The sequence below is a fragment of the Sphingomonas sp. Leaf343 genome (assembly GCF_001423765.1).
GTDB lineage: Bacteria > Pseudomonadota > Alphaproteobacteria > Sphingomonadales > Sphingomonadaceae > Sphingomonas.
The window spans coordinates 197,015-217,707 of record NZ_LMPG01000012.1; the positions used below are offsets into that span (position 1 = coordinate 197,015).

Below are 20,693 nucleotides of genomic sequence, written 5' to 3' on the forward strand. Positions count from 1 at the left end.
CAACAAATTCCCCTCCGGTCCGCCGGCAAGCGCCCGCGCGACCCTACGAACGTCTGAAGTCGGCGGAAGGGTCGGCTACTTCGCCGATTTTGACTTGGGCGAACGGGCTTTCTTCGCGCCCGGCTCCGCGGCGGTGGTCTGCGGCGGCTCTTTCGGCTTGGCGCTCCGTGGCTTGGGAGCGGGTGGCGGCGCGGCCGGCAACTCTTCGGTCAGGTCGCCGCCCGCCTCGTCCCCCGCCGCCGTGGCGGCGGGTCCGGACACGGCGTCGCCGTCTGTCCGCGATGCCTCATGCCAGTGATGCTCGTCGCGGCCGTGCGGACGGCCCTCGTCTTCCCAAAGCTGATAGGCGCGGGTGCGGATCGCGTCGTGGCGGTCGTCGGACATGGTCTGCTCCATCGAGTTTCGGGGCGCGGAACGCCCCCTGTTGGATGAAATAGTCCGATCACCTCCGGGTTCCCGCGTCAATCGCGCCGCGACCACATACGTATGGCGTCGGCCGTAGCGGAAGGTGGCGCATCGCTGGCCTTCCCCGCCGATGCTGGTAGGAGCCGCCGGCGGAGGGATGACGACGATGACCGTGAAGCTGCCAGCCCTCCCCTTCGCCGCGCATCGTCGCGATCTCGCCGCGCTGGAGGGTCGCGCGCGGCGGCGCAGCCTTGCCCCCAGGGCGGGAGATGATTTCGCGTCCAATGACTATCTGGGGCTGGCCGGATCGGCACGCTTGCGCACTGCCGTGGCGGACGCGCTGGATCGGGGTGTCGCGATCGGTGCCGGGGGGTCGCGGTTGCTGCGTGGCAACGATCCCGAGCACGAGGCGCTGGAGGCGGAGGCGGCGGCGTTCTTCGGGGCGGAGTCGGCGCTGTATTTCTCCAGCGGGTTTTCCGCGAATGCGACCCTGCTCGCGACCCTGCCGCAGCGGGGCGACCTGATCGTCCACGATGCGCTGATCCACGCCAGCGCGCATGACGGCATGGCACTGGCCCGCGCGCCGTCGATGGCGGCCGGTCACAACGACGTTCAGGGCTTTGCCGACGCGATCGCCGCATGGCGCGCGGGCAGCGGCACGGGCACGCCGTGGATCGTGGTCGAAAGCCTCTACAGCATGGACGGAGACCGCGCCCCGCTGACGGCACTGGCGCAGGTCGCGGACCGGCACGACGCGGTGCTGGTCGTGGACGAGGCGCATGCGACCGGCGTGTTCGGGGCCGGCGGACGCGGCCTGTCGGGCGACGGCGCGCGGCCCGCCAACCTCATCACGCTGCACACCTGCGGCAAGGCGCTGGGGTGCGAGGGGGCGCTGGTATGTGGACCGCGCGTCATGACCGACTTCCTCGTCAACCGCGGTCGGGGCTTCATCTTCTCGACCGCGCCGTCGCCGCTGATGGCCGCCGCCGTGCGGGAGGCGTTGCGGATGCTGACCGATGAGCCGGAACGTCGCGCCGCCCTTGCCGATCGGATCGCGGTCGCCGGCCGGCTGCTGTCGCCGCACGGCGCACCCGCCACGGGATCGCAGATCGTGCCGCTGATCCTGGGCGAGGATGCCCGGACGATGCAGGTCGCCTCCGCCTTGCAGGCCGCCGGGCTGGACGTGCGCGGCATCCGGCCGCCGACCGTTCCGGCGGGCACGGCCAGGCTGCGCATCTCGCTGACGCTCAACGTCGACACCGCGGCGATCGAGCGGCTGGCCGCGACGCTGGAGGACGTGCTGCGATGAACCGCGCGATCGTCGTCACCGGCACCGACACCGATGTCGGCAAGACCGTCTTCGCCGCCGCGCTCGCCGGAGCGCTCGTCGCGCATTACTGGAAGCCGGTACAGGCCGGCGATCTCGATCACGGGGATGCCGCACGCGTGGCGTCGCTCTCGGGATTGCCGGCCGAACGGATCCTGCCCGAGGCGTACCGGCTGACGACGCCCTGCTCCCCCCACCGCGCCGCCGCGATCGACGGCGTGACGATCGATCCCGACCGGCTGGCCCTGCCGCCGCACCGCCCGCTGGTGGTGGAGGGTGCAGGCGGCGCGCTCGTGCCGCTGGCCGGCGACCTGCTCTATGCCGATGTCTTCGCACGCTGGGCGCAGCCGGTGGTGATCGTCGCGCGGACCGGGCTGGGAACGATCAGCCACAGCCTGATGACGATCGAGGCGCTGCGCCGGCGCGGCGTCCCGATCCTCGGCATCGCCTTTTCCGGCGATGCGGTGGAGGATAGCGAGGCGACGATCTGCCGGATCGGTCGGGTGAAGCGGCTGGGTCGCCTGCCGCGCCTCGTCACCCTCGACGCCGACACGCTGCAGGCGGCGTTCGCAGCGCACTTCGACACCGGGGATTTCGCATGACCTCGCCCATCTGGCACCCGTTCACGCAGCATGGTCTGCGCGAGCCGATCCCGCTGGTGACTCACGGCAAGGGCGCGGCGCTGTATACGGACGACGGCCGCCGGATCGTCGATGCGATCTCGTCCTGGTGGGTGACGACGCACGGCCACGCGCATCCCCGGATCATGGCCGCGATCGCCGAACAGGCGCAGCGGCTGGATCAGATCATCTTCGCCGGCTGGACGCACCAGCCGGCCGAGGACGTGGCGCGCGGACTGCTCGCGATCATGCCGGCCTCGCTGACGCGGGTGTTCTTTTCCGACTCGGGATCGACCAGCGTCGAGGTCGCGCTGAAGATGGCGCTGGGTCACTGGGCCAATCGCGGCGAGGCGCGGACGCGGATCGTCGTGATGCAGCACAGCTATCATGGCGACACGGTCGGCGGCATGTCGGTCGGCGCACGCGGGGTGTTCAGCGCAGCCTATGCGCCGCTGCTGTTCGACGTGGCGACCGTGCCCTTCCCCGCCGCCGGATGCGGGCAGGAGACGCTGGATGCGCTGGAGGCGGTGTGCCGGACGCGACCCGCGGCGTTCATCGTCGAGCCACTGGTGCTCGGCGCGGGCGGGATGCTGATGTACGGCGCGGACACGCTCCGCGCGATGCACGCGATCTGCGCGAAGCATGACGTGCTGTTCATCGCCGATGAGGTGATGACGGGATGGGGCCGTACCGGCGCGCTGCTGGCGTGCGAACAGGCAGGGATCGCCCCCGACATCCTGTGCCTGTCCAAGGGACTGACGGGCGGCAGCCTGCCCCTGGCGGTGACGATGGCGCGGGAGGATATCTACGCCAGCCATCTTTCGACCGACCGCGCGCGGATGTTCTTCCACTCGTCCAGCTACACCGCCAATCCGATCGCCTGCGCCGCCGCCGTCGCCAATCTCGCGATCTGGCGGGAGGAACCGGTCGCCGGACGCGTCACGGCGTTGGCAGAGGCGCAGGCCGAACGGATGGCCCGGCTGGCCAACCTGCCCGGCGTCGCGAATGCCCGCACGCTCGGCACGATCGCCGCGCTCGATCTGGAGGTGACGGACGCGGGCTATCTGTCGGCGCTGGCGCCACGGCTGCTGGCGCGGTTCCGCGACGCCGACCTGCTGCTGCGCCCGCTCGGCAACACGCTGTACGTCATGCCGCCCTATTGCATCGAGGCCGGCGACCTCGACCGCATCTACGATGCTCTGGCGGACGCCGTCGCGCAGGTGCGGGCCACAGGCTGACGTCGCGGGCCGGGACGGGGCCGGGATAGGGGCTATTCGACCGTCAGCACGATCTTGCCGACATGGTCGCCTGCCTCCATCCGGCGGTGCGCGTCGGCGGCTTGCGACAGCGGGAAGACCCGGTCGATCGCGGGTTTCAGCTTGCCCGCCTCGACATGCGGCCAGACGGTGCGGACGAGTTCGTCGGCGACCAGCGACTTGAACGCCGTGTCGCGCGCGCGCAGCGTCGAGCCGGTCAGGGTGAGGCGGCGGCGCATGATCTCGAACAACGGCACGGTCGCCGCCGCGCCGCGCTGCACCGCGATCGAGACGTGGCGACCATCGTCCGCCAGGCATTGCAGGTTGCGGGGGACGTAATCGCCGCCCACCATGTCCAGCACCGCCTGGACCCCCCGGCCGTCGGTGATCGCCTTCACCCGCTCGACGAAATCCTCCCGGCTGTAATCGATCGCGTGCGCCGCGCCGAGATCGAGCGCGGCGCGGCATTTGACGGCGCTGCCGCAGGTCACGATGACGGTCAGGCCGAAGAGGCGGCCCAGCGCGATCGCCATCGTGCCGATGCCGCTGGTGCCGCCATGGACCAGCACCGTATCGCCCTCCATCGCGTAGGCGCGCTCGAACAGGTTGGTCCACACGGTGAACAGCGTCTCGGGCAGCGCCGCCGCCTCCGTCATCGACACGGCAGCGGGGACCGGCAGGCACTGGCCGAACGGCGCGACGGCATATTCGGCATAGGCACCGCCCGCGACCAGCGCGCAGACGGGCTGCCCGATCTGCGCATCGTCCACACCTTCCCCCACCGCGACGATCGTACCGGACAGTTCGAGGCCAAGGATGCTGGGCGCACCCGGCGGCGGCGGGTATTTGCCCTGACGCTGCATCACTTCCGGCCGGTTCACCCCGGCGGCAGCGACGCGGACCAGGACCTCGCCCGGGCCGGGCACCGGCACGGGACGCTCGACCGGAACGAGCACCTCCGGCCCGCCCGGCTGCTCGGGATCGATCGCGGTCATCGTCTCAGGGATCGAGGCCATCGGTTCGCCTTAAACGGGGTCAGTCTTCCGCCGGGCTTATTGACAACGTGTTCGCGCGGGTCAACGCTTGCGCTTCAGGAGCCGGACCACCGTGGACATCGACGACGCCCCTTCCCGCCGCAACGACATCCTCGACCAATTGGTGCGGGAGGATCTGGACCCGCTGTCCGTCACGGAGCTGGAGGCGCGGATCACGGTGCTGGAGGGGGAGATCGCCCGCGTCCGGCGCAAGCACGAATACGCCGTTAACCACCGGGCAAGCGCCGACGCGCTATTCAGGTCGTGAGCGTCGCGGCGCGCTTCCTTCGGGAAAGGCCGCGCCGCTTGATGATGGGCGTCACCGTTCCGACATACACGGAAAGGGCCCGTCATCGGGCCCGACTGGAGTAGCAACATGCCGTCATTCGCCCCCGCGCTGGAAACCACGCTGCACAAGGCGCTGGAGGCCGCGTCCTCGCGCCGCCACGAATATGCAACGCTGGAACACCTGCTGCTTGCGCTGATCGACGATGAGCACGCGTCCAAGGTGATGACCGCGTGCCATGTCGATCTGGGTGAGCTGAAGACCACGGTCGCGCATTATCTCGACACCGAACTGGATGCGCTGAAGGTCGATGCGCAGACCGATCCCTCCCCCACCAGCGGGTTCCAGCGCGTCGTCCAGCGCGCGATCCTGCACGTCCAGTCTTCGGGCCGTGACGAGGTGACCGGCGCGAACGTGCTGGTCGCGCTGTTCAGCGAACGCGAGAGCTATGCGGTGTATTTCCTGCAACAGCAGGACATGAGCCGTCTGGATGCGGTCAGCTTCATCAGCCACGGCGTCGGCAAGGGCGGCGCGGCGGAGGCGACCCCGCCCAAGGGCGCGGCCGAAGAGGAAAAGCCGCAAAAGGGACAGGAGAAGGGCAAGACGGAAAGCGCGCTGAAGCAGTTCACCGTCGACCTCAACGAGAAGGCGAAGATCGGCAAGGTCGATCCGCTGATCGGTCGCGGGCCGGAAGTGGATCGCACGATCCAGATCCTGTGCCGCCGGTCGAAGAACAACCCGCTCTACGTCGGCGATCCCGGCGTCGGCAAGACGGCGATCGCCGAGGGTCTGGCGCGCAAGATCGTCGAGGGCGAGGTGCCCGACGTGCTGAAGGAAGCCGTCATCTATTCGCTCGACATGGGCGCGTTGCTGGCCGGCACCCGCTATCGCGGCGATTTCGAGGAGCGGCTGAAGGCGGTCGTCAACGAACTGGAAAAGCTGCCGCACGCAGTGCTGTTCATCGACGAGATCCACACGGTGATCGGCGCGGGCGCGACCAGCGGCGGCGCGATGGATGCGTCGAATCTGCTGAAGCCGGCCCTGTCGGGCGGCGCGATCCGCTGCATCGGGTCGACCACCTACAAGGAGTTCCGCAACCACTTCGAAAAGGACCGCGCGCTGCTGCGGCGGTTCCAGAAGATCGACGTGAACGAGCCGACGATCGAGGACACGATCAAGATTCTGGCTGGCCTGCGCTCCGCGTTCGAGGAGCATCACTCGGTCAAGTACACGCCCGATGCGATCAAGTCGGCGGTCGAATTGTCTGCCCGCTACATCAACGACCGCAAGCTGCCGGACAAGGCGATCGACGTGATCGACGAGGTCGGCGCGATGCAGATGCTGGTGCCCGCCGCCAAGCGGAAGAAGACGATCACGCCCAAGGAGATCGAGGCCGTCATCGCGACGATGGCGCGTATCCCTCCGAAAAGCGTCAGCACCGACGACAAGATGGCGCTGGCGACGCTCGAAACCGATCTGAAGCGGGTCGTTTTCGGGCAGAACAGCGCGATCGAGAAGCTGGCGTCGGCGATCAAGCTGTCGCGGGCGGGACTGCGCGATCCGGAGAAGCCGATCGGCAACTATCTGTTCACCGGCCCGACCGGCGTCGGCAAAACCGAGGTCGCCAAGCAATTGTCGGCGATCATGGGCATTCCGCTCCAGCGGTTCGACATGTCCGAATATATGGAGCGTCATTCGGTCAGCCGGCTGATCGGTGCGCCCCCGGGCTATGTCGGGTTCGACCAGGGCGGTCTGCTGACCGACGCGGTCGACCAGAACCCGCATTGCGTGCTGCTGCTGGACGAGATCGAGAAGGCGCATCCGGACCTGTTCAACATCCTGTTGCAGGTGATGGACAACGGTCGCCTGACCGATCAGCACGGCAAGACGGTCGATTTCCGCAACGTCATCCTCATCATGACGACGAATGCGGGTGCGTCCGACATGGCGCGCGAGACGGTCGGGTTCGGCAACCTGACCCGCGAGGGTGAGGACGAACAGGCGGTGCAGAAGATGTTCACGCCGGAGTTCCGCAATCGTCTCGATGCGATCGTACCGTTCGGATACCTGCCGACCGAGGTGGTCGCGCGTGTGGTCGACAAGTTCATCCTCCAGCTGGAATTGCAGCTGGCGGATCGCAACGTCCACATCAACCTGGACGATGCGGCCAAGAGCTGGCTGACCGAGAAGGGCTATGATAAGCTGTACGGCGCACGACCGATGGGCCGCCTGATCCAGGAAAAGATCAAGCAGCCGCTGGCCGAGGAACTGCTGTTCGGCAAGCTGGTCCACGGCGGCGAGGTGACGGTGCGGATGAAGGACGGTGCATTGTCGTTCGGCATCGAACCCGCCGCGCCCAAGAAGCCGCGCAAGAAGGGCGGCAAGCCCGCTCCGGTCGAGGCGGAATAGCTTCGACGGTTTATCGATCGCGACAGGGCGGTGGCGCGAGAGTGCCGCCGCCCTTCGTGGTTTTGGGTGCCACTGGCCGAGAGGGTGGCTCTGCCGGGCGCCGTGCAGAACCCCGAATTGGTATCCACGGCGTTAACCCTTCGTTGAACGGGGTGGCGTAACGATCGCCCCATGATCGAACGGTTGCTGCGATATTGGTGGATGGCGCTGGTCATGCTGCTCGCAGCTGCGACGTCGGCACCGACCGCGGCGTCGATGGGGATGCCGCTGAGCCTGTGCATCGTGCGCGCTGCGCCGGGAATGACGGCGCGGACGCTGTTCGCGACGCCGGGACGATTCGACTGCACGTCGCCGCAGCGCACCTTTGGCAGCGGCGATTTCTGGGTCCTGTCGCAGCGCTTGCCGGCGATCGATAGCCACGGTCCGCTGACTGTCCGCACCGCCAGCGTGTGGCAGGACCGCGTCTCGCTTCATACCCTGTATGCGGACGGGGCGATCCGCCGAACCACCTATACCAGCCGCACGACGGGCGAGCGGCTGATGTTGGGCGCGATGATCGCGCAGACGCTCCCGCGTCACGGCGCAGTCCCCGTGCGGTTGCTCTGGCATGTCGAGGGAGCCGCGAATATCCGCGGCATCGTGCGCCAGCCGATGCTGGCCACGCACGGCGAGAATGCCAATTCCGAAATCCTGCTTGCGGCGCTGTATGGCGCGTTCGGGGGCATGGTGCTGGCGCTGATCGTGTACAATCTCGCCTTGTGGCGGGCGTTGCGACAGGCGTTCCAGCCCGCCTATTGCCTGCTGCTGCTCTGCCTGCTGGCCTATGCCGTGAGTTCGTCCGGCGCACTGGGGCAATGGTATCCGGCGCTCGACAACAATGACCGCATCCGTATCAGCGGGCTGGCGCTGGCGGGATCGGCGGCCAGCGTCATGCTGTTCGCGCGCCTGTTCTTCGAACCGCGGGTTTTCCCTCGCTGGCTGCGCCACGCGATCACCGCGGGCATGATCGCGACGATGGCGAGCGCCACGGCGTCCGCAGCCTTGTCACCCTGGCGAATCCACCTGCTGGACGAGCTGATGATGGGATCGATCGCGTCGTTGATCCTTCTGGTCCCGCTGATCCTGTTCAGCGCGTGGCGGCGGCGGTCCAACTTCCTCTGGATGTTCGCGATCGCCTGGGGTGTGCCGATCGCCGCGGCGGGGCTGCGAATTACCGGGGCCTATGGCTGGACAGCCGACAATGTCTGGGTCGACAATTCCACGCTGCTGGCGATGGCGGTCGAAGCGATCATGTCGAGCATCGGCATCGCCTATCGTATCCACCTGCTGGCAAGGGAGCGCGACGAGGCGCGAGTGCAGGAGCTGGCGGCGAGACTGCTGGCGGACAGCGATCCGCTGACGGGCCTGCTCAACCGCCGATCGTTCCTGTCGCGCGCGATCGGGCGGGAGGGGCCACAAACGCTACTGATCGCCGATCTCGATCACTTCAAGGCGGTCAACGAGACGATCGGCCATGACGGCGGCGACGAAGTCCTGCGCGCCTTCGCCAAGGCGTTGCGCAACGTGGTTCCCGGCGATGCGCTGGTCGCCCGCATCGGGGGCGAGGAGTTCGCGGTGATCGTCGATGCCGGGGTCGGACTGGCGGCATCGCGCGTGCTCGACTCGTTGCGGGGCATCCGCATGCCGTTCGACATGGCCGTCACTGCCAGCATCGGCACCTGCACCGGATCGCTGGCGAAGGAGACGGACTGGAAAGCGCTCTACCGCTGCGCCGACCGCGCCCTGTACGAGGCGAAAGCCGCGGGCCGGGACCGCGCCCGCGATGCAGGCGCGATCTGGGTGGGGCAGGCACCGCTCGATTGCGGCGGTGGAAAGGAAACTTGACGTAAAGCCACCTTTCCATGTAAAGCCCCCTTCACACACCAAGAAGGAGCTTCGACATGCGTTTCTCTCCTGCCCAGCGGCGTTACAATCGCAGGGTCATCCTGCTGTCCCTGACCTATGTCGGGCTGTTGTTCCCTGCGGTTTATCTGCTCAACCGGGATCTGGTGAGCGGACCGCTCGCCTATCTGACGGGCGTGTTGCCGGCCTTGCCGGTAACCGGGTTCTTCGTCGCGATCGGGATGTACCTGGTCGAGGAGACCGACGAGTATCAGCGGATGCTGCTCGTCCGGCAATCGCTGGTCGCCACCGGTGTCGCGATGACCGGCGCGACGATATGGGGGTTTCTGGAAGGGTTCGAACTGCTGCCGCATCTGGTCGGCTATGCCTGGCCGATCCTGTGGTTCGGCGGGCTGGGCATCGGCTCGTGCGTCAACAAGCTGATCGAGCGGAGGGAGGCATGAACAACCATCTGCGCGCCCTGCGGACCGAGCGGAACTGGAGCCAGCAGCATCTGGGCGAATTGCTGGAGGTGAGCCGGCAGAGCGTCAATGCGATCGAGACGGGGCGGTACGATCCTTCCCTGCCCCTCGCCTTCAGGATCGCCGAACTGTTCGGGCTGGCGATCGAGGACGTATTCACCAGCCCGTCCAAAGCCGCATGAACGATACCGCGGAGGCGCTGCGCCTTGCCTCCCCTCCGCCCGTGTCGCATAGCGGCACGATGGATAGCATGCCCTCCGCCGCGCCGGACACCGCCACCGAAACGCCGATCGACGACCTGTCGTTCGAGGCCGCGTTGAAGGAACTGGAGCGGATCGTCGGGCGGCTGGAGAGCGGCGACGCGACGCTGGACGAGTCTATCCGGCTGTACGAACGCGGCGACCGGCTGCGCGCGCGGTGTGCGGAACGGCTGGATGCCGCGCAGGCACGGATCGAGGCGATCCGGCTGGACGCGTCGGGCAATCCCGCCGGCACCCGTCCGTTTGCGGCGGGCTGACCATGGCGGACGTCGACGCTCCGACTGCGCCGCTGGCCGATGCGATCGCGCTGGTCGCGGGTGAGGTCGATCGCCACTTCGACGCGCTGCTGGCGATCCCCGACGATCCCCGCGCCGACCTGTACCGAGCAATGCGCCACGCGGCGATCGGCGGAGGCAAACGGCTGAGGCCGCTGCTGACGATGGCGACGGCGGACCTGTTCGGCGTGTCGCGCGGATGTTCGCTGCTGGTCGGTACCGCGATCGAGGCGATCCACGTCTATTCGCTGATCCATGACGATTTGCCGGCGATGGACGACGACGACCTCCGCCGGGGCAAGCCGACCGTGCACAAGGCGTTCGGAGAAGCGACGGCGATCCTGGCGGGCGATTGCCTGCACGCGCTGGCGTTCGAGGTGCTGGCGGATGCCGATACGCATCCCGACCCGTTCGTGCGGGCGGAACTGGTACTGGACCTGTCGCGTGCCGCCGGACCGGGGGGCATGGCGGGCGGACAGATGATGGATCTGGAGGCGGAGAAGGCGCGGTTCGATCTCGCCACCGTCACGCGGCTGCAACAGATGAAGACGGGCGCGCTGATCTCCGCCGCGGTCGAGGCGGGGGTGATCCTGGGCCGCGTCGCACCGGACGGGCGGCGGTCGCTGCGCGGCTATGCCCATGATCTGGGGCTCGCGTTCCAGATCGCCGACGATCTGCTCGACGCCGAGGGTGACGAAGCGCTGGTCGGCAAGACGTTGCGCAAGGATGCGGGCGCGGGCAAGGAGACGTTCCTGTCGCTGCTGGGCGTCGACCGCGCGCGGGAACAGTGCCGGATGCTCGTCGATCAGGCAATCGGGCACCTGCATGCGTACGGGCGCGAGGCGGACCTGCTGCGCGCGGTCGCCCGTTATGTCGTGGAGCGCGACCGATGACCCGGATCGGCGTCTATCCGGGCACGTTCGACCCGATCACGCTCGGCCATATGGACATCATCCGGCGCGGCGCGAAGCTGGTCGACCGGCTGGTCGTAGGCGTGACGACCAATCCCAGCAAGTCGCCGATGTTCACCGTCGAGGAGCGCATGGCGACGGTGCGGCGGGAGGTCGCCGGGATCGACGCGGTGATCGACGTGGTGTCGTTCGATGCGCTGCTGATGGACTTCGCGGTCGACCAGAAGGCCAGCGTCATCGTGCGCGGGCTGCGGGCGGTTGCCGATTTCGAGTATGAATATCAGATGGCGGGCATGAACCAGCAGTTGAACCGCGAGGTGGAGACGGTGTTCCTGATGGCCGACGTCGCGTTGCAACCGATCGCGTCGCGGCTGGTGAAGGAGATCGCGCTGTTCCGCGGCAACATCGCCAAGTTCGTCACGCCCAGCGTACACGACGAGGTCGTCGCACGCGTCGAGGCGCTCGGCCCGCGCGGCGGCTGACGTTCAGATTGGCGCAAGCGCCGAAGTGTTCTAAGCGGCTCCGTCTTCCTGTAGAGTTATCGTCCATGCGCTTCATCGCCGGCCTGTTTGCGTTCGCCGCCGTCCTCTCCGCCCCTGCCGCCGCCCAGATCATCGATCCGGGCGTCGCAGCGCGCAAACCGGTTCCGCCGATCACCGACAAGGAGAACCTGCTGCTGCTCGACCTGTCGACCGGCGGGCGGGTGACGATCTGGCTGCGCCCCGATGTCGCGCCGAACATGGTCGAGCGGGTCAAGACGCTAACCCGGCAGCATTTCTATGACGGGCTGCCCTTCCACCGGGTGATCGACGGCTTCATGGCGCAGGGCGGCGATCCCAAGGGGGACGGCACCGGCGGATCGACGCTGGCGAACGTGGCGGCCGAGTTCAACTATTTGCCGCACGTGCGCGGCGCGGTGTCGGCGGCACGTGCGGATGACAAGGACAGCGCGAACAGCCAGTTCTTCATCGTCTTCCAGCCGCGCCTGAACCTCGACAAGAAATACACGGTGTTCGGCCGGGTGATCGACGGCATGCAATATGTCGATTCGATCGAGCGGGGCGAGCCGCCGCAGAACCCGTCGAAGATCGTCCACGCCTATATCGCCGCCGACAATCCGCCGGCGTTCGTCGCCGCGCCGGCTCCCGCACCGGTCGGTCTGGGCGCGCCGGTGACGTTGCCGGGAACCGGACCGGCGGGCGTGGCCGCGCCGAAGCGTGCACCGGTCACCAAGACTGCTCCTGCGAAGGCTGCTCCCAAGCCAGCGGCCAAGAAGGCTGCGCCAGCCCGTTGAACGTCGACCTTTTCGACTTCGACTTGCCGGCGGAGCGGATCGCGCTCCACCCTGCCACGCCGCGCGATTCGGCACGGATGCTGGTGCTGGACGGCGATGCGCCGGCGGACAGGATCGTCGGCGATCTGCCGGCCTTGCTGCGCGCGGGCGATTGTCTGGTCTTCAACGATACGCGCGTGATCCCCGCCCAGCTTGAAGGGCGGCGTGGCGATGCCAAGATCGGTGCGACGCTGCACAAGCGGGAGGGGGTCCGCCGTTGGCGGGCCTTCGTGCGCAACGGACGACGTCTGCGCGACGGTGACGCGATCGACTTCGGCGCGAATGTGTCCGCCGTCGCGACGGAACGCGGTGAAGACGGCAGCTGGGTGCTCGACTTCGCCGGGGAGGAGCCGGTCGAGCTGCTGCTGGAACGCGCCGGCCGAATGCCGCTGCCGCCCTATATCGCCGCCAAACGCGGGATCGAGGCGCGCGACACCGAGGATTACCAGACGATGTTTGCGGACGAGCCGGGCGCGGTCGCCGCGCCGACTGCGGCGCTGCATTTCACCTCGGCGCTGATGGCTGCGCTGAACGCAGCGGGCATCGCGCACGAGACGCTGACGCTGCACGTCGGCGCGGGTACGTTCCTGCCGGTGAAAGCGGATGATACCGACGACCACCGGATGCACGCCGAATGGGGCCGGATCGACGCGGCGGTGGCCGACCGGCTGAACGCGGTGCGGGCGGGAGGCGGGCGCGTGATCGCGGTCGGCACCACGTCGCTGCGGCTGATCGAAAGCGCGACGGGCGAGGACGACGTGATCCGGCCGTTCGAGGGCGACACCGCCATCTTCATCACGCCGGGCTATCGTTTTCGCGGGATCGACGGACTGATGACCAATTTCCACCTGCCGCGATCGACGCTGTTCATGCTGGTATCGGCGCTGATGGGGCGCGAGCGGATGCAGGCGGCGTACGCGCAGGCGATCGCCGCCGGCTACCGCTTCTACAGCTATGGCGACGCGTCGCTGCTTCTGCCGGGGAAGGCCGTATGATCCTGCTCGCCGCGCTGATGCTGCTCCAGCAGGAGGGGGCACCGGAAATCCTCGTCACCGCCCGGCCGAAACCGTTCGACCAGACGCCCGCGACGATGGTGGTGGAGCCGGTCGCGATGATGATCGCCGCCTGCGATGCCGATGGCGACGGCGAGACGACGCGCATCGAGATGGAAACCGGCGTGCGGCGCTCGTTCGAGGTGATCGACACGGCCAAGACGGGCAAGCTCCGCTACATTGCGTTCGCCGATTGGGCCGAACGATGGCTGGGTGATCGCAATGCCCTGCCCTCCCCGTTTGATGTCGACCGGGATGCGGACGGTGCGATCACCCTGGCGGAGTTGCAGGATCATTTCTCGCGCCTGTTCTCCCGTTTCGACCGCGACCGTGACGGGGCGATCAACCGCGCCGAGATCCTGACGATCCGCACCACACCGGCCGACGCGAACGGACCGCAGAAGCCGCTCGCGCCGAACGGCAAGGATCGCAAGCGGGACCGGAAATGACGCGCTTCGCCTTCACCATCCACGCCACCGACGGGCGCGCGCGCACCGGCGCGATCGCGATGGAACGCGGCACGATCCGCACGCCTGCCTTCATGCCGGTCGGCACCGCCGCGACCGTGAAGGCGATGAAGCCTGCCGACGTCGAGGCGGCGGGCGCGGACATCATTCTCGGCAACACCTATCACCTGATGCTGCGGCCGGGTGCGGAGCGAATCGAGCGGCTGGGAGGGCTGCACAGCTTCATGGGGTGGGACCGGCCGATCCTGACCGACAGCGGCGGCTATCAGGTGATGAGCCTGTCCGAACTGACCAAACGATCGGAAGACGGCGTCGCGTTCAAGTCGCATCTCGACGGGACGCGGCACATGCTCAGCCCCGAACGGTCGATCGATATCCAGCGGCGGCTGGGTTCGAACATCGTCATGGCGTTCGACGAACTGGTGCCGACGACGACCCCGCGCGACGTGCAGGCCGCCGCGATGGAGCGGTCGATGCGCTGGGCGAAGCGCAGCCGCGACGCGTTCGACGCGGGTGAACGGCATGCGGCGCACAACGCGATCTTCGGAATCCAGCAGGGCGCGCTGGACGAAGGGCTGCGCAAGAGTTCGGCGGATGCGCTGATCGATATCGAGTTCGACGGATATGCGGTCGGCGGCCTCGCGGTCGGCGAGGGGCAGGAGGCGATGTTCGCCTGCCTGGATTATGCCCCGCAGCAACTGCCGGCGGATCGGCCACGCTACCTGATGGGCGTGGGCAAGCCCACCGACATCGTCGGCGCGGTAGAGCGCGGGATCGACATGTTCGACTGCGTGCTGCCGACCCGATCGGGCCGGACAGGGCAGGCGTTCACGCGCAGTGGGCCGATCAACCTGCGCAATGCGCGTTTCGCGGAGGATCGGGGGCCGCTCGATCCCGAATGTCCCTGCCCGGTCTGCGCGACGTGGAGCCGCGCCTATCTCCATCATCTCGTCCGGTCGGGTGAGATTCTGGGTGCGATGTTGATGACGGAACATAATATACGGTTCTATGAGCACCTGATGGTCGACCTGCGCACGGCGATCGCTGCCGGCACGCTGGTGAAATTCGCCGATGCGTTCCGCGTGCGCTACGCCGGCGAACATAACGGAGAGAGAGCATGACCGAGACGCCGAACGCCGAGCACGAGCCGAACGAGATCCTTGCCGCCGCCAGGGAGGCCAAGGACCACGCCGCCGCCGCCGCGGAAAAGATGCTGGAGCGCAAGAACTGGCAGCTCGGCAAGATCGGGCTGGGCGTCGGCATCGGGTCGGCGGCAGTCGCCGCAGCGGTGCTGTTCGCGAACCGGCAGCGGGGCGGCAAGTGAAGCGCGCCTTCTCCGCGCTGCTGCTGGCCTCCACCCCTCTCGCCACCCCCGCCGCCGCGCAGACGCGTGCAGCGGCCGGGGTACAGCCGACCGCCTTCACCGAGCGGACGCTGTCGAACGGCTTGCGTGTCTTTGCGATCCGCGACACGTCGACGCCGAACGTGGCGGTTCAGGTCTGGTACGATGTCGGCGGCAAGGACGATCCCGCCGGCCGGTCGGGCTTTGCGCACCTGTTCGAACATCTGATGTTCAAGGCGACGCGCAATCTGGTGCCTGAACAGATGGATCGCCTGACCGAAGATGTCGGTGGATATAACAACGCGTCGACGGGCGACGATTACACCAATTACTATGAACTGGTGCCAGCCAACCACCTGCAACGCCTGTTGTTCGCGGAAGCGGACCGGATGGCCAGCCTTGTAGTGGAGCCGACCAGCTTCGCGTCCGAGCGGGATGTGGTGAAGGAGGAATATCGGCAGGGCGTGCTGGCGCGGCCCTATGGCAAGCTGTTCAGCACGTACATGCCTGCACTCGCCTATAGCCGGCATCCCTATGCGCGGGGCGTGATCGGCGACATCGACAATCTCGATACGGCCTCGATCGACGATGTGCGGGCGTTCCACGCGACCTATTACCGGCCCGACAATGCCGTACTGGTCGTGTCCGGCAATTTCGACGCGGCACAGCTCAATCGCTGGATCGACCAGTATTTCGCGAAGATCGCCAAGCCGGATCGCGCCATTCCGCGCGTGACGGTCGTGGAGCCGGCCCGGACCGAGGCGGTGACGCGGACGGTGTACGAGCCGAACACGCCGCTGCCCGCGGTGCTGATGTCGTGGCACCTGCCGCCCGATCGCGATCCGGACGTGGCAGCGCTGACGGTGCTGAACGCCGTGCTGTCCACCGGCGAGAGCTCACGGCTGTATGAAAGCATCGTCTATCGCGACCAGCTGGCGCAATCGGCGGATACGATCCTCGACCTGCGTCAGGGGACGGGCAACCTCGTCGTGTTCGCGATGATCGCCGGCGGCAAGGACGTCGACGCCGGCGAGACGGCGCTGAAGCGGGAGATCGCCCGTCTGCGCGACCAGCCCGTCACCACCGCGGAACTGGCGGAGGCGAAGAACGAGATCCTGACGACGGCGATCCGCGGGCGCGAGACGGCGGAGGGCAAGGCGTCGACGCTGGCCAATTCGGTCATCATCGACGGCGATCCCCGTGCCGCCGACAAGCAGCTTGCCGCCATTGCGACGGTTACCGCCGCAGATGTGCAACGCGTGGCGCGCCGCTATCTGGGCGAGCAGCAGGCGGCGACGATCCGCTATCTGCCGGCCGAGCAGATGCCGAACAACGTGCGGCTGATCCCCATCACGATCGCGCCTACCGTGCAGGTGGCGGCACTGACGCCACCGCCCGGTATCGCTGTCGTCACGCCCGCTCCTGCGGCCGAACGCTTCGCACTGCCGCCGCCAGCCGCGGTCGTTTCGGCGAATTTGCCGAACCCGGTTGAGACGAAGCTGGCCAACGGTCTTCGCGTCGTTACCGTAGAGCGACATGCGCTGCCGCTGGTCACCGCCTCGCTGGTCGCGTCTGGCGGAGCAGCGGGCGATCCGGCGGATCGGGCGGGTGCCAGCAGCCTGACGGCCGACCTGTTGACCAAGGGGACGACGACGCGTTCCGCGACCGAGATCGCGCGGGCGGTAGAATCGCTGGGCGGATCGATCGGGGCGGATGCGAGCCGCGACGGCGCGTCGATCGAGATGACGGTGAAGTCGGACCAGCTGGCGCCCGCGATGACGATCCTCGCCGATGTCGCGCAGCATCCGGCGTTCGCGCCGGAGGAGATCGAGCGCGCCCGGGTGCAGGCGATCGATGGCGTGACGGTCGCGATGAAGAACCCGGCGCAACTGGCCGGGCTGGTCGCGAATCGCGCGGTGTTCGGCAGCGGCCCCTATGCGCCGCCGCTGGAGGGAACGCCGACCTCGCTCAAGGCACTGCAACAGGCGGATGTCCGCGCGGCCTATGCCCGGACATGGCGGCCCGACCGGGCGGCACTGGTGCTGGTCGGCGACATCACACCGGCCGACGCCGCGGCACTGGCGGAACGGCAGTTCGGCGCGTGGCGGGCTCCTGCGGCGGCACCGGCGGCGGTGACCCCCGTCGCTCCCCCCGCGCCGCGCATCGTGGTGGTCGACGTGCCGAGTGCGGGGCAGGCTGGTGTCGTCGTCGCACGGCCGGGGATCGCGCGGGCGGACGAACGCTATTACCCGCTGGCGGTGGCCAACACCGTACTGGGCGGCGGTTTCTCGTCGCGGTTGAACCAGGAAATCCGGATCAAGCGCGGGCTGGCGTACGGCGCCAGCAGCGGTGTGTCGGCGGGGCGTCTGCCCGGCAGCATGACGGCACGGACGCAGACCAAGAACACGACGGCGGCGGAGGTCGTCACGCTGATCGCCGCCGAGATGGCGCGCATGGGCAGCGCGCCCGTCCCGGAGGCCGAACTCGCCACGCGCAAGGCCGTGCTGGTCGGCGGCTTTGGCCGGTCGGTGGAAACGACGGGCGGGATCGCCGGGCTGCTCGGCGATTATGTGTTGCAGGACGTGCCGATCGACGAATTGCAGCGCTATACCGGCCAGATCGAGGGCGTGGATGCGCGGGCGGTGCAGGCGGCATCCGCGCTGCTCGATCCGAAGGCGGCGAGCATCGTCGTGGTCGGGGATGCCAAGCAGTTCCTGCCGGCGCTGCGCAAGGCGTATCCGGCGGTGCAGGTGATCCCGGAGGCGGCGCTCGATCTGGGCGAGGCGACGCTGACGCGCTGACAGCGAAACGGCAAGGTTTGGGCACTACCGTGGTGCGATGACGCGCATCATGGCGATTCCGGGACGGCAGGTCTGGTCGGTGCTGGCGCTGGCCGGACTGCTGCTGGTCGCGGCGTTCGGGGCGGCGGCGGCGTGGCGGATCGCCACCGCCTTGCCCGCAGTCCCGGATCAGGCCGGCTCCCTTCCCACAGCGATTGCGCCGTCGGCGTTGCGGATCGTGGTCGATGCGGATCGTCACGCGGAGAGCGCCGCGCCCGCGTCCGGGGTGACGGGGACGACGGCATTGCCGATGCTGCCGGCTGGTGTCCGGCCCGGCGATCCGGGGGAGGTCGGGGTGGTGGCTGCCAGACCGTTCTCGCTCGGCAGGGCGTCGGCGGTGGATCGCGGGCGGGCGGTGCAGTGTCTGGCCAATGCCATCTATTACGAGGCCGCGTCGGAGCCGGATGCGGGGCAGCGCGCGGTGGCGCAGGTGGTGCTCAATCGCGTGCGGCATCCGGCGTTTCCGGCGACGGTCTGCGGCGTGGTATATCAGGGGTCGGAAAAGGCGGGGTGCCAGTTCTCCTTCGCGTGCGACGGAGCGGCCGCGAGGGTGCCGGAGGCGAAAGCGATGCTACGCGCCACGCGGGTCGCGGCAGCGGCACTGGCGGGATATGTCTATGCGCCGGTCGGGCTGGCAACGCATTACCATACCTATGCGGTCACGCCGACGTGGAACCGGGCGCTGGTGATGACGGACATGGTCGGCGCGCATTTCTTCCATCGCTGGAAAGGCTATTGGGGAACGGCGCGCGCGTTTTCACAGAGCTATCGGGGTAGTGAGCCCGAGGTCGGCAGTCATGCGCCGGTCGTTCCAACATTGCCAGCGGTGGCGTCGCCGGTTGCGGTTCCGGCGGCGAGGCCGGCCGTGGTTCCGATGCCGGAGGTCTTGCCGCAATCGGGTCAGGTGCTGGAGCGATGGAAGGATTCGGGGAAGCCGCTGACACCCTGACGACGGAACGGGCGTGGTGACAAGCCGTTGGATCGGCGGAAGGATATCCCATCATGACCGATCGCGATCCGCACGCCACCGACATCCGCACCGAGAAGACCGACGATCCGAACCTTTCGACCGAGCATCAGGAGCATGGCGACGCCCGGCTGCCGGGCGACCGGCTGGACAAGGATCAGGCCCCGCCGGAGGAGACGATCCCGCGGAAGTCGTCGCTCACCTGAGCGCGACCACCGCGGGATCTGACCGCATCAGCGGCAGCGTACGTTGTTACGGTCGATCGCCCGGCCCGCGACCGCACCGCCGGCAGCTCCGAGCAGCGTTCCCAGCGTATCGGAGCCGCCACTGGCGATGAGGTTGCCGAGCAGGCCACCGGCTGCGGCTCCGACGATCAGGCCGGTCGTACCGTCGTTGCGGCGACAATAATATTGCCCGTTGCGGCCACGATAGACGCGGTCGTTCGAGGACAGGCGACGCTCGCGGTAGCGGCGGTCGTCGACATAGTAGCGATCCGCTTCATAGCCACCGTAGGACGGATCCGGGCGGTTATAGTCGTAGGACGAATAGCTGCGGTAGCGGCCGTCGCCATATCCGCCCCCCGTCGCGCAGCCCGCCAGCGTGGCGGAGGCGAGCGTCGCAGCGAGTATGGCGGTCGTCTTGGGGGTCAGGCGCATGGCGCGCATCCTTTGTAACCGGTTGATATCGATCAAATGCGTCGGGTGGCGGATCGTTGCGTGGGAGCGGGCCTTTCCACCGGCTTACTGCCCGCGGAAAGGCCCCCCTCCCCCGAAGGGGAAGGAGAAGGTTCGGCTCAGTTCAGTGTGTGCTGCAACGTGATCTCGCAGTTCAGGACCTTGGAGATCGGGCAGCCGGCCTTGGCACCCGCCGCGATCTCCTCGAACTGCGCGGCTTCGATGCCGGGCACGGTCGCGGTCAGCGTCAGGTCGGAACGAGTGACGGTGAAGCCGTCGCCGTCCTTGTCGAGCTGCACCGCGGCCTTTGTGTCGAGCGTGCCTTCGGTGAAGCCCGCCCCCGCCAGTGCGAAGCTGAGCGCCATCGTGAAACAGCTGGCGTGGGCGGCGGCGATCAGCTCCTCCGGGTTCGTGCCGGGCTCGTCGCCGAAGCGGGTGCCGAAGCCGTAGGGGTTGTTGTCCAGCACCGTCGATTGGGTGCTGACATGGCCCTTGCCATCCTTGCCGAGACCTTCGTAGCGGGCGGTGGCGGTGCGTGTCGTCATGCGCTTCTGTTCCTTCGCTTATTGAATCGTCGTGCCGCGATCGGCGGCGAGGCTGGGCGCCGGTCCGGTCGCTGGGCGCAGGCTCTCACGCTCTTCCGCCGTCGGAACCGCCGTCGGATCGGGCCGGAAAGCCTCTGGCGCGCGGTTGGTACCGGGGCGCGGCGCATCGGCAGCGAGATCGGGCACCGCATGTTCGGCGGGGCTCGACGCGGCGGCCTCGCTGGCGCGACGGCGCACGAAGAAGGCGGCGGCGAACGAACCGGCAAGGCCGAGCGCGGCGGCACCGGCGGCCAGCGTCTTCATGCCGAAGCGGCGGTCGGCAGGCTT

The 20,693-nt window shown here is 68.1% G+C and carries 24 protein-coding genes; 19 read left to right on the forward strand and 5 right to left on the reverse strand.

The annotated features are described in order from the left end of the window. Nucleotides 1-75: 75 nt before the first annotated feature. Nucleotides 76-384, reverse strand: coding sequence for a DUF2934 domain-containing protein (locus tag ASG07_RS10445; protein WP_156361826.1), 309 nt, complete (start codon nucleotides 382-384; stop codon nucleotides 76-78). A gap of 187 nt (nucleotides 385-571) precedes the next feature. On the opposite strand from ASG07_RS10445, the gene ASG07_RS10450 reads away from it, so the two are divergent. From ASG07_RS10450 to ASG07_RS10460, 3 genes are read left to right on the forward strand one after another with little or no spacing between them, the layout of a single operon-like run. Beyond that, the gene (locus ASG07_RS10450) at nucleotides 572-1,714 is read left to right on the forward strand and encodes an 8-amino-7-oxononanoate synthase (protein ID WP_055846130.1); all 1,143 of its coding nucleotides are present in this window, start codon (nucleotides 572-574) and stop codon (nucleotides 1,712-1,714) included. Then, entirely contained in the window at nucleotides 1,711-2,334 is a 624-nt protein-coding gene (gene bioD / locus ASG07_RS10455) for a dethiobiotin synthase (RefSeq protein ID WP_055845656.1), read from the forward strand. Before ASG07_RS10450 ends, bioD begins: the two co-directional genes overlap by 4 nt. Further along, complete coding sequence (locus ASG07_RS10460) at nucleotides 2,331-3,590, forward strand: adenosylmethionine--8-amino-7-oxononanoate transaminase (protein ID WP_055845659.1); 1,260 nt, start codon at nucleotides 2,331-2,333, stop codon at nucleotides 3,588-3,590. The genes bioD and ASG07_RS10460 overlap by 4 nt, the downstream gene beginning before the upstream one ends. 32 nt (nucleotides 3,591-3,622) lie before the next feature. Here ASG07_RS10460 and ASG07_RS10465 read toward each other — a convergent pair whose 3' ends face one another. After that, nucleotides 3,623-4,624, reverse strand: coding sequence for an NAD(P)H-quinone oxidoreductase (locus ASG07_RS10465; RefSeq protein ID WP_201780998.1), 1,002 nt, complete (start codon nucleotides 4,622-4,624; stop codon nucleotides 3,623-3,625). A 91-nt stretch (nucleotides 4,625-4,715) separates the two neighbouring features. Between ASG07_RS10465 and ASG07_RS10470 the strand changes: the two genes are divergently transcribed. From ASG07_RS10470 to ASG07_RS17500, 16 genes are all read left to right on the forward strand, one after another. Further along, nucleotides 4,716-4,910, forward strand: a complete 195-nt coding sequence (locus tag ASG07_RS10470; protein ID WP_055846137.1) for a DUF1192 domain-containing protein — start codon at nucleotides 4,716-4,718, stop codon at nucleotides 4,908-4,910. 108 nt (nucleotides 4,911-5,018) lie between these two features. Then, nucleotides 5,019-7,337, forward strand: coding sequence for an ATP-dependent Clp protease ATP-binding subunit ClpA (gene clpA, locus ASG07_RS10475; RefSeq protein WP_055845662.1), 2,319 nt, complete (start codon nucleotides 5,019-5,021; stop codon nucleotides 7,335-7,337). A 171-nt stretch (nucleotides 7,338-7,508) separates the two neighbouring features. Further along, complete coding sequence (locus tag ASG07_RS10480; RefSeq protein ID WP_236694635.1) at nucleotides 7,509-9,221, forward strand: GGDEF domain-containing protein; 1,713 nt, start codon at nucleotides 7,509-7,511, stop codon at nucleotides 9,219-9,221. Between the two features lie 56 nt (nucleotides 9,222-9,277). Beyond that, nucleotides 9,278-9,682, forward strand: a complete 405-nt coding sequence (locus ASG07_RS10485) for a hypothetical protein (protein WP_055845665.1) — start codon at nucleotides 9,278-9,280, stop codon at nucleotides 9,680-9,682. After that, the gene (locus ASG07_RS10490) at nucleotides 9,679-9,882 is read left to right on the forward strand and encodes a helix-turn-helix transcriptional regulator (RefSeq protein WP_055845669.1); all 204 of its coding nucleotides are present in this window, start codon (nucleotides 9,679-9,681) and stop codon (nucleotides 9,880-9,882) included. The genes ASG07_RS10485 and ASG07_RS10490 overlap by 4 nt, the downstream gene beginning before the upstream one ends. A 68-nt stretch (nucleotides 9,883-9,950) precedes the next feature. After that, nucleotides 9,951-10,217: an exodeoxyribonuclease VII small subunit gene (locus ASG07_RS10495; protein ID WP_055846141.1), complete on the forward strand. Its 267-nt coding sequence runs from the start codon at nucleotides 9,951-9,953 to the stop codon at nucleotides 10,215-10,217. A gap of 2 nt (nucleotides 10,218-10,219) precedes the next feature. Continuing rightward, nucleotides 10,220-11,128: a polyprenyl synthetase family protein gene (locus ASG07_RS10500; protein WP_055845672.1), complete on the forward strand. Its 909-nt coding sequence runs from the start codon at nucleotides 10,220-10,222 to the stop codon at nucleotides 11,126-11,128. Next, the gene (gene coaD / locus ASG07_RS10505) at nucleotides 11,125-11,628 is read left to right on the forward strand and encodes a pantetheine-phosphate adenylyltransferase (protein ID WP_055845676.1); all 504 of its coding nucleotides are present in this window, start codon (nucleotides 11,125-11,127) and stop codon (nucleotides 11,626-11,628) included. Before ASG07_RS10500 ends, coaD begins: the two co-directional genes overlap by 4 nt. 65 nt (nucleotides 11,629-11,693) lie before the next feature. Beyond that, nucleotides 11,694-12,440: a peptidylprolyl isomerase gene (locus tag ASG07_RS10510; RefSeq protein ID WP_055845679.1), complete on the forward strand. Its 747-nt coding sequence runs from the start codon at nucleotides 11,694-11,696 to the stop codon at nucleotides 12,438-12,440. Beyond that, nucleotides 12,437-13,474 (forward strand): tRNA preQ1(34) S-adenosylmethionine ribosyltransferase-isomerase QueA, encoded by a 1,038-nt coding sequence (queA, locus tag ASG07_RS10515; RefSeq protein ID WP_055845682.1) that lies wholly within the window; start codon nucleotides 12,437-12,439, stop codon nucleotides 13,472-13,474. Before ASG07_RS10510 ends, queA begins: the two co-directional genes overlap by 4 nt. Then, entirely contained in the window at nucleotides 13,471-13,980 is a 510-nt protein-coding gene (locus ASG07_RS10520; protein ID WP_055845685.1) for an EF-hand domain-containing protein, read from the forward strand. Before queA ends, ASG07_RS10520 begins: the two co-directional genes overlap by 4 nt. Then, a complete protein-coding gene (gene tgt / locus ASG07_RS10525; protein ID WP_055845688.1) occupies nucleotides 13,977-15,119 on the forward strand; it encodes a tRNA guanosine(34) transglycosylase Tgt in 1,143 nt (380 codons plus the stop codon). Before ASG07_RS10520 ends, tgt begins: the two co-directional genes overlap by 4 nt. Further along, complete coding sequence (locus ASG07_RS10530; protein WP_055845692.1) at nucleotides 15,116-15,322, forward strand: hypothetical protein; 207 nt, start codon at nucleotides 15,116-15,118, stop codon at nucleotides 15,320-15,322. The genes tgt and ASG07_RS10530 overlap by 4 nt, the downstream gene beginning before the upstream one ends. After that, the gene (locus tag ASG07_RS10535; RefSeq protein WP_055845695.1) at nucleotides 15,319-18,141 is read left to right on the forward strand and encodes a M16 family metallopeptidase; all 2,823 of its coding nucleotides are present in this window, start codon (nucleotides 15,319-15,321) and stop codon (nucleotides 18,139-18,141) included. The genes ASG07_RS10530 and ASG07_RS10535 overlap by 4 nt, the downstream gene beginning before the upstream one ends. Nucleotides 18,142-18,190: 49 nt before the next feature. Further along, on the forward strand, nucleotides 18,191-19,129 hold the full coding sequence (locus tag ASG07_RS10540; RefSeq protein WP_082474745.1) for a cell wall hydrolase: 939 nt from the start codon (nucleotides 18,191-18,193) through the stop codon (nucleotides 19,127-19,129). Nucleotides 19,130-19,182: 53 nt separating this feature from the next. Continuing rightward, nucleotides 19,183-19,353, forward strand: coding sequence for a hypothetical protein (locus ASG07_RS17500; protein WP_168377339.1), 171 nt, complete (start codon nucleotides 19,183-19,185; stop codon nucleotides 19,351-19,353). Between the two features lie 27 nt (nucleotides 19,354-19,380). On the opposite strand, the gene ASG07_RS10545 is transcribed toward ASG07_RS17500, so the two are convergent. From ASG07_RS10545 to ASG07_RS10555, 3 genes are all read right to left on the reverse strand, one after another. After that, nucleotides 19,381-19,803, reverse strand: a complete 423-nt coding sequence (locus ASG07_RS10545; RefSeq protein ID WP_443024604.1) for a glycine zipper 2TM domain-containing protein — start codon at nucleotides 19,801-19,803, stop codon at nucleotides 19,381-19,383. 137 nt (nucleotides 19,804-19,940) lie between these two features. Next, nucleotides 19,941-20,366 carry an OsmC family protein gene (locus tag ASG07_RS10550; protein WP_055845706.1) on the reverse strand — a complete coding sequence of 142 codons (426 nt, stop codon included), beginning with the start codon at nucleotides 20,364-20,366 and terminating at the stop codon, nucleotides 19,941-19,943. An 18-nt stretch (nucleotides 20,367-20,384) separates the two neighbouring features. Then, nucleotides 20,385-20,669 carry a hypothetical protein gene (locus ASG07_RS10555; protein WP_055845709.1) on the reverse strand — a complete coding sequence of 95 codons (285 nt, stop codon included), beginning with the start codon at nucleotides 20,667-20,669 and terminating at the stop codon, nucleotides 20,385-20,387. Nucleotides 20,670-20,693: the final 24 nt, after the last annotated feature.

Bases quoted from the DNA above. Each gene is read 5' to 3' on its own strand.
- ASG07_RS10445 (WP_156361826.1), bottom strand. From the start codon at position 384: ATGTCCGACGACCGCCACGACGCGATCCGCACCCGCGCCTATCAGCTT.
- ASG07_RS10450 (WP_055846130.1), top strand. From the start codon at position 572: ATGACCGTGAAGCTGCCAGCCCTCCCCTTCGCCGCGCATCGTCGCGAT.
- bioD (WP_055845656.1), top strand. From the start codon at position 1,711: ATGAACCGCGCGATCGTCGTCACCGGCACCGACACCGATGTCGGCAAG.
- ASG07_RS10460 (WP_055845659.1), top strand. From the start codon at position 2,331: ATGACCTCGCCCATCTGGCACCCGTTCACGCAGCATGGTCTGCGCGAG.
- ASG07_RS10465 (WP_201780998.1), bottom strand. From the start codon at position 4,624: ATGGCCTCGATCCCTGAGACGATGACCGCGATCGATCCCGAGCAGCCG.
- clpA (WP_055845662.1), top strand. From the start codon at position 5,019: ATGCCGTCATTCGCCCCCGCGCTGGAAACCACGCTGCACAAGGCGCTG.
- ASG07_RS10480 (WP_236694635.1), top strand. From the start codon at position 7,509: ATGATCGAACGGTTGCTGCGATATTGGTGGATGGCGCTGGTCATGCTG.
- ASG07_RS10485 (WP_055845665.1), top strand. From the start codon at position 9,278: ATGCGTTTCTCTCCTGCCCAGCGGCGTTACAATCGCAGGGTCATCCTG.
- ASG07_RS10490 (WP_055845669.1), top strand. From the start codon at position 9,679: ATGAACAACCATCTGCGCGCCCTGCGGACCGAGCGGAACTGGAGCCAG.
- ASG07_RS10495 (WP_055846141.1), top strand. From the start codon at position 9,951: ATGCCCTCCGCCGCGCCGGACACCGCCACCGAAACGCCGATCGACGAC.
- ASG07_RS10500 (WP_055845672.1), top strand. From the start codon at position 10,220: ATGGCGGACGTCGACGCTCCGACTGCGCCGCTGGCCGATGCGATCGCG.
- coaD (WP_055845676.1), top strand. From the start codon at position 11,125: ATGACCCGGATCGGCGTCTATCCGGGCACGTTCGACCCGATCACGCTC.
- ASG07_RS10510 (WP_055845679.1), top strand. From the start codon at position 11,694: ATGCGCTTCATCGCCGGCCTGTTTGCGTTCGCCGCCGTCCTCTCCGCC.
- ASG07_RS10520 (WP_055845685.1), top strand. From the start codon at position 13,471: ATGATCCTGCTCGCCGCGCTGATGCTGCTCCAGCAGGAGGGGGCACCG.
- tgt (WP_055845688.1), top strand. From the start codon at position 13,977: ATGACGCGCTTCGCCTTCACCATCCACGCCACCGACGGGCGCGCGCGC.
- ASG07_RS10530 (WP_055845692.1), top strand. From the start codon at position 15,116: ATGACCGAGACGCCGAACGCCGAGCACGAGCCGAACGAGATCCTTGCC.
- ASG07_RS10540 (WP_082474745.1), top strand. From the start codon at position 18,191: ATGGCGATTCCGGGACGGCAGGTCTGGTCGGTGCTGGCGCTGGCCGGA.
- ASG07_RS17500 (WP_168377339.1), top strand. From the start codon at position 19,183: ATGACCGATCGCGATCCGCACGCCACCGACATCCGCACCGAGAAGACC.
- ASG07_RS10545 (WP_443024604.1), bottom strand. From the start codon at position 19,803: ATGCGCCTGACCCCCAAGACGACCGCCATACTCGCTGCGACGCTCGCC.
- ASG07_RS10550 (WP_055845706.1), bottom strand. From the start codon at position 20,366: ATGACGACACGCACCGCCACCGCCCGCTACGAAGGTCTCGGCAAGGAT.
- ASG07_RS10555 (WP_055845709.1), bottom strand. From the start codon at position 20,669: ATGAAGACGCTGGCCGCCGGTGCCGCCGCGCTCGGCCTTGCCGGTTCG.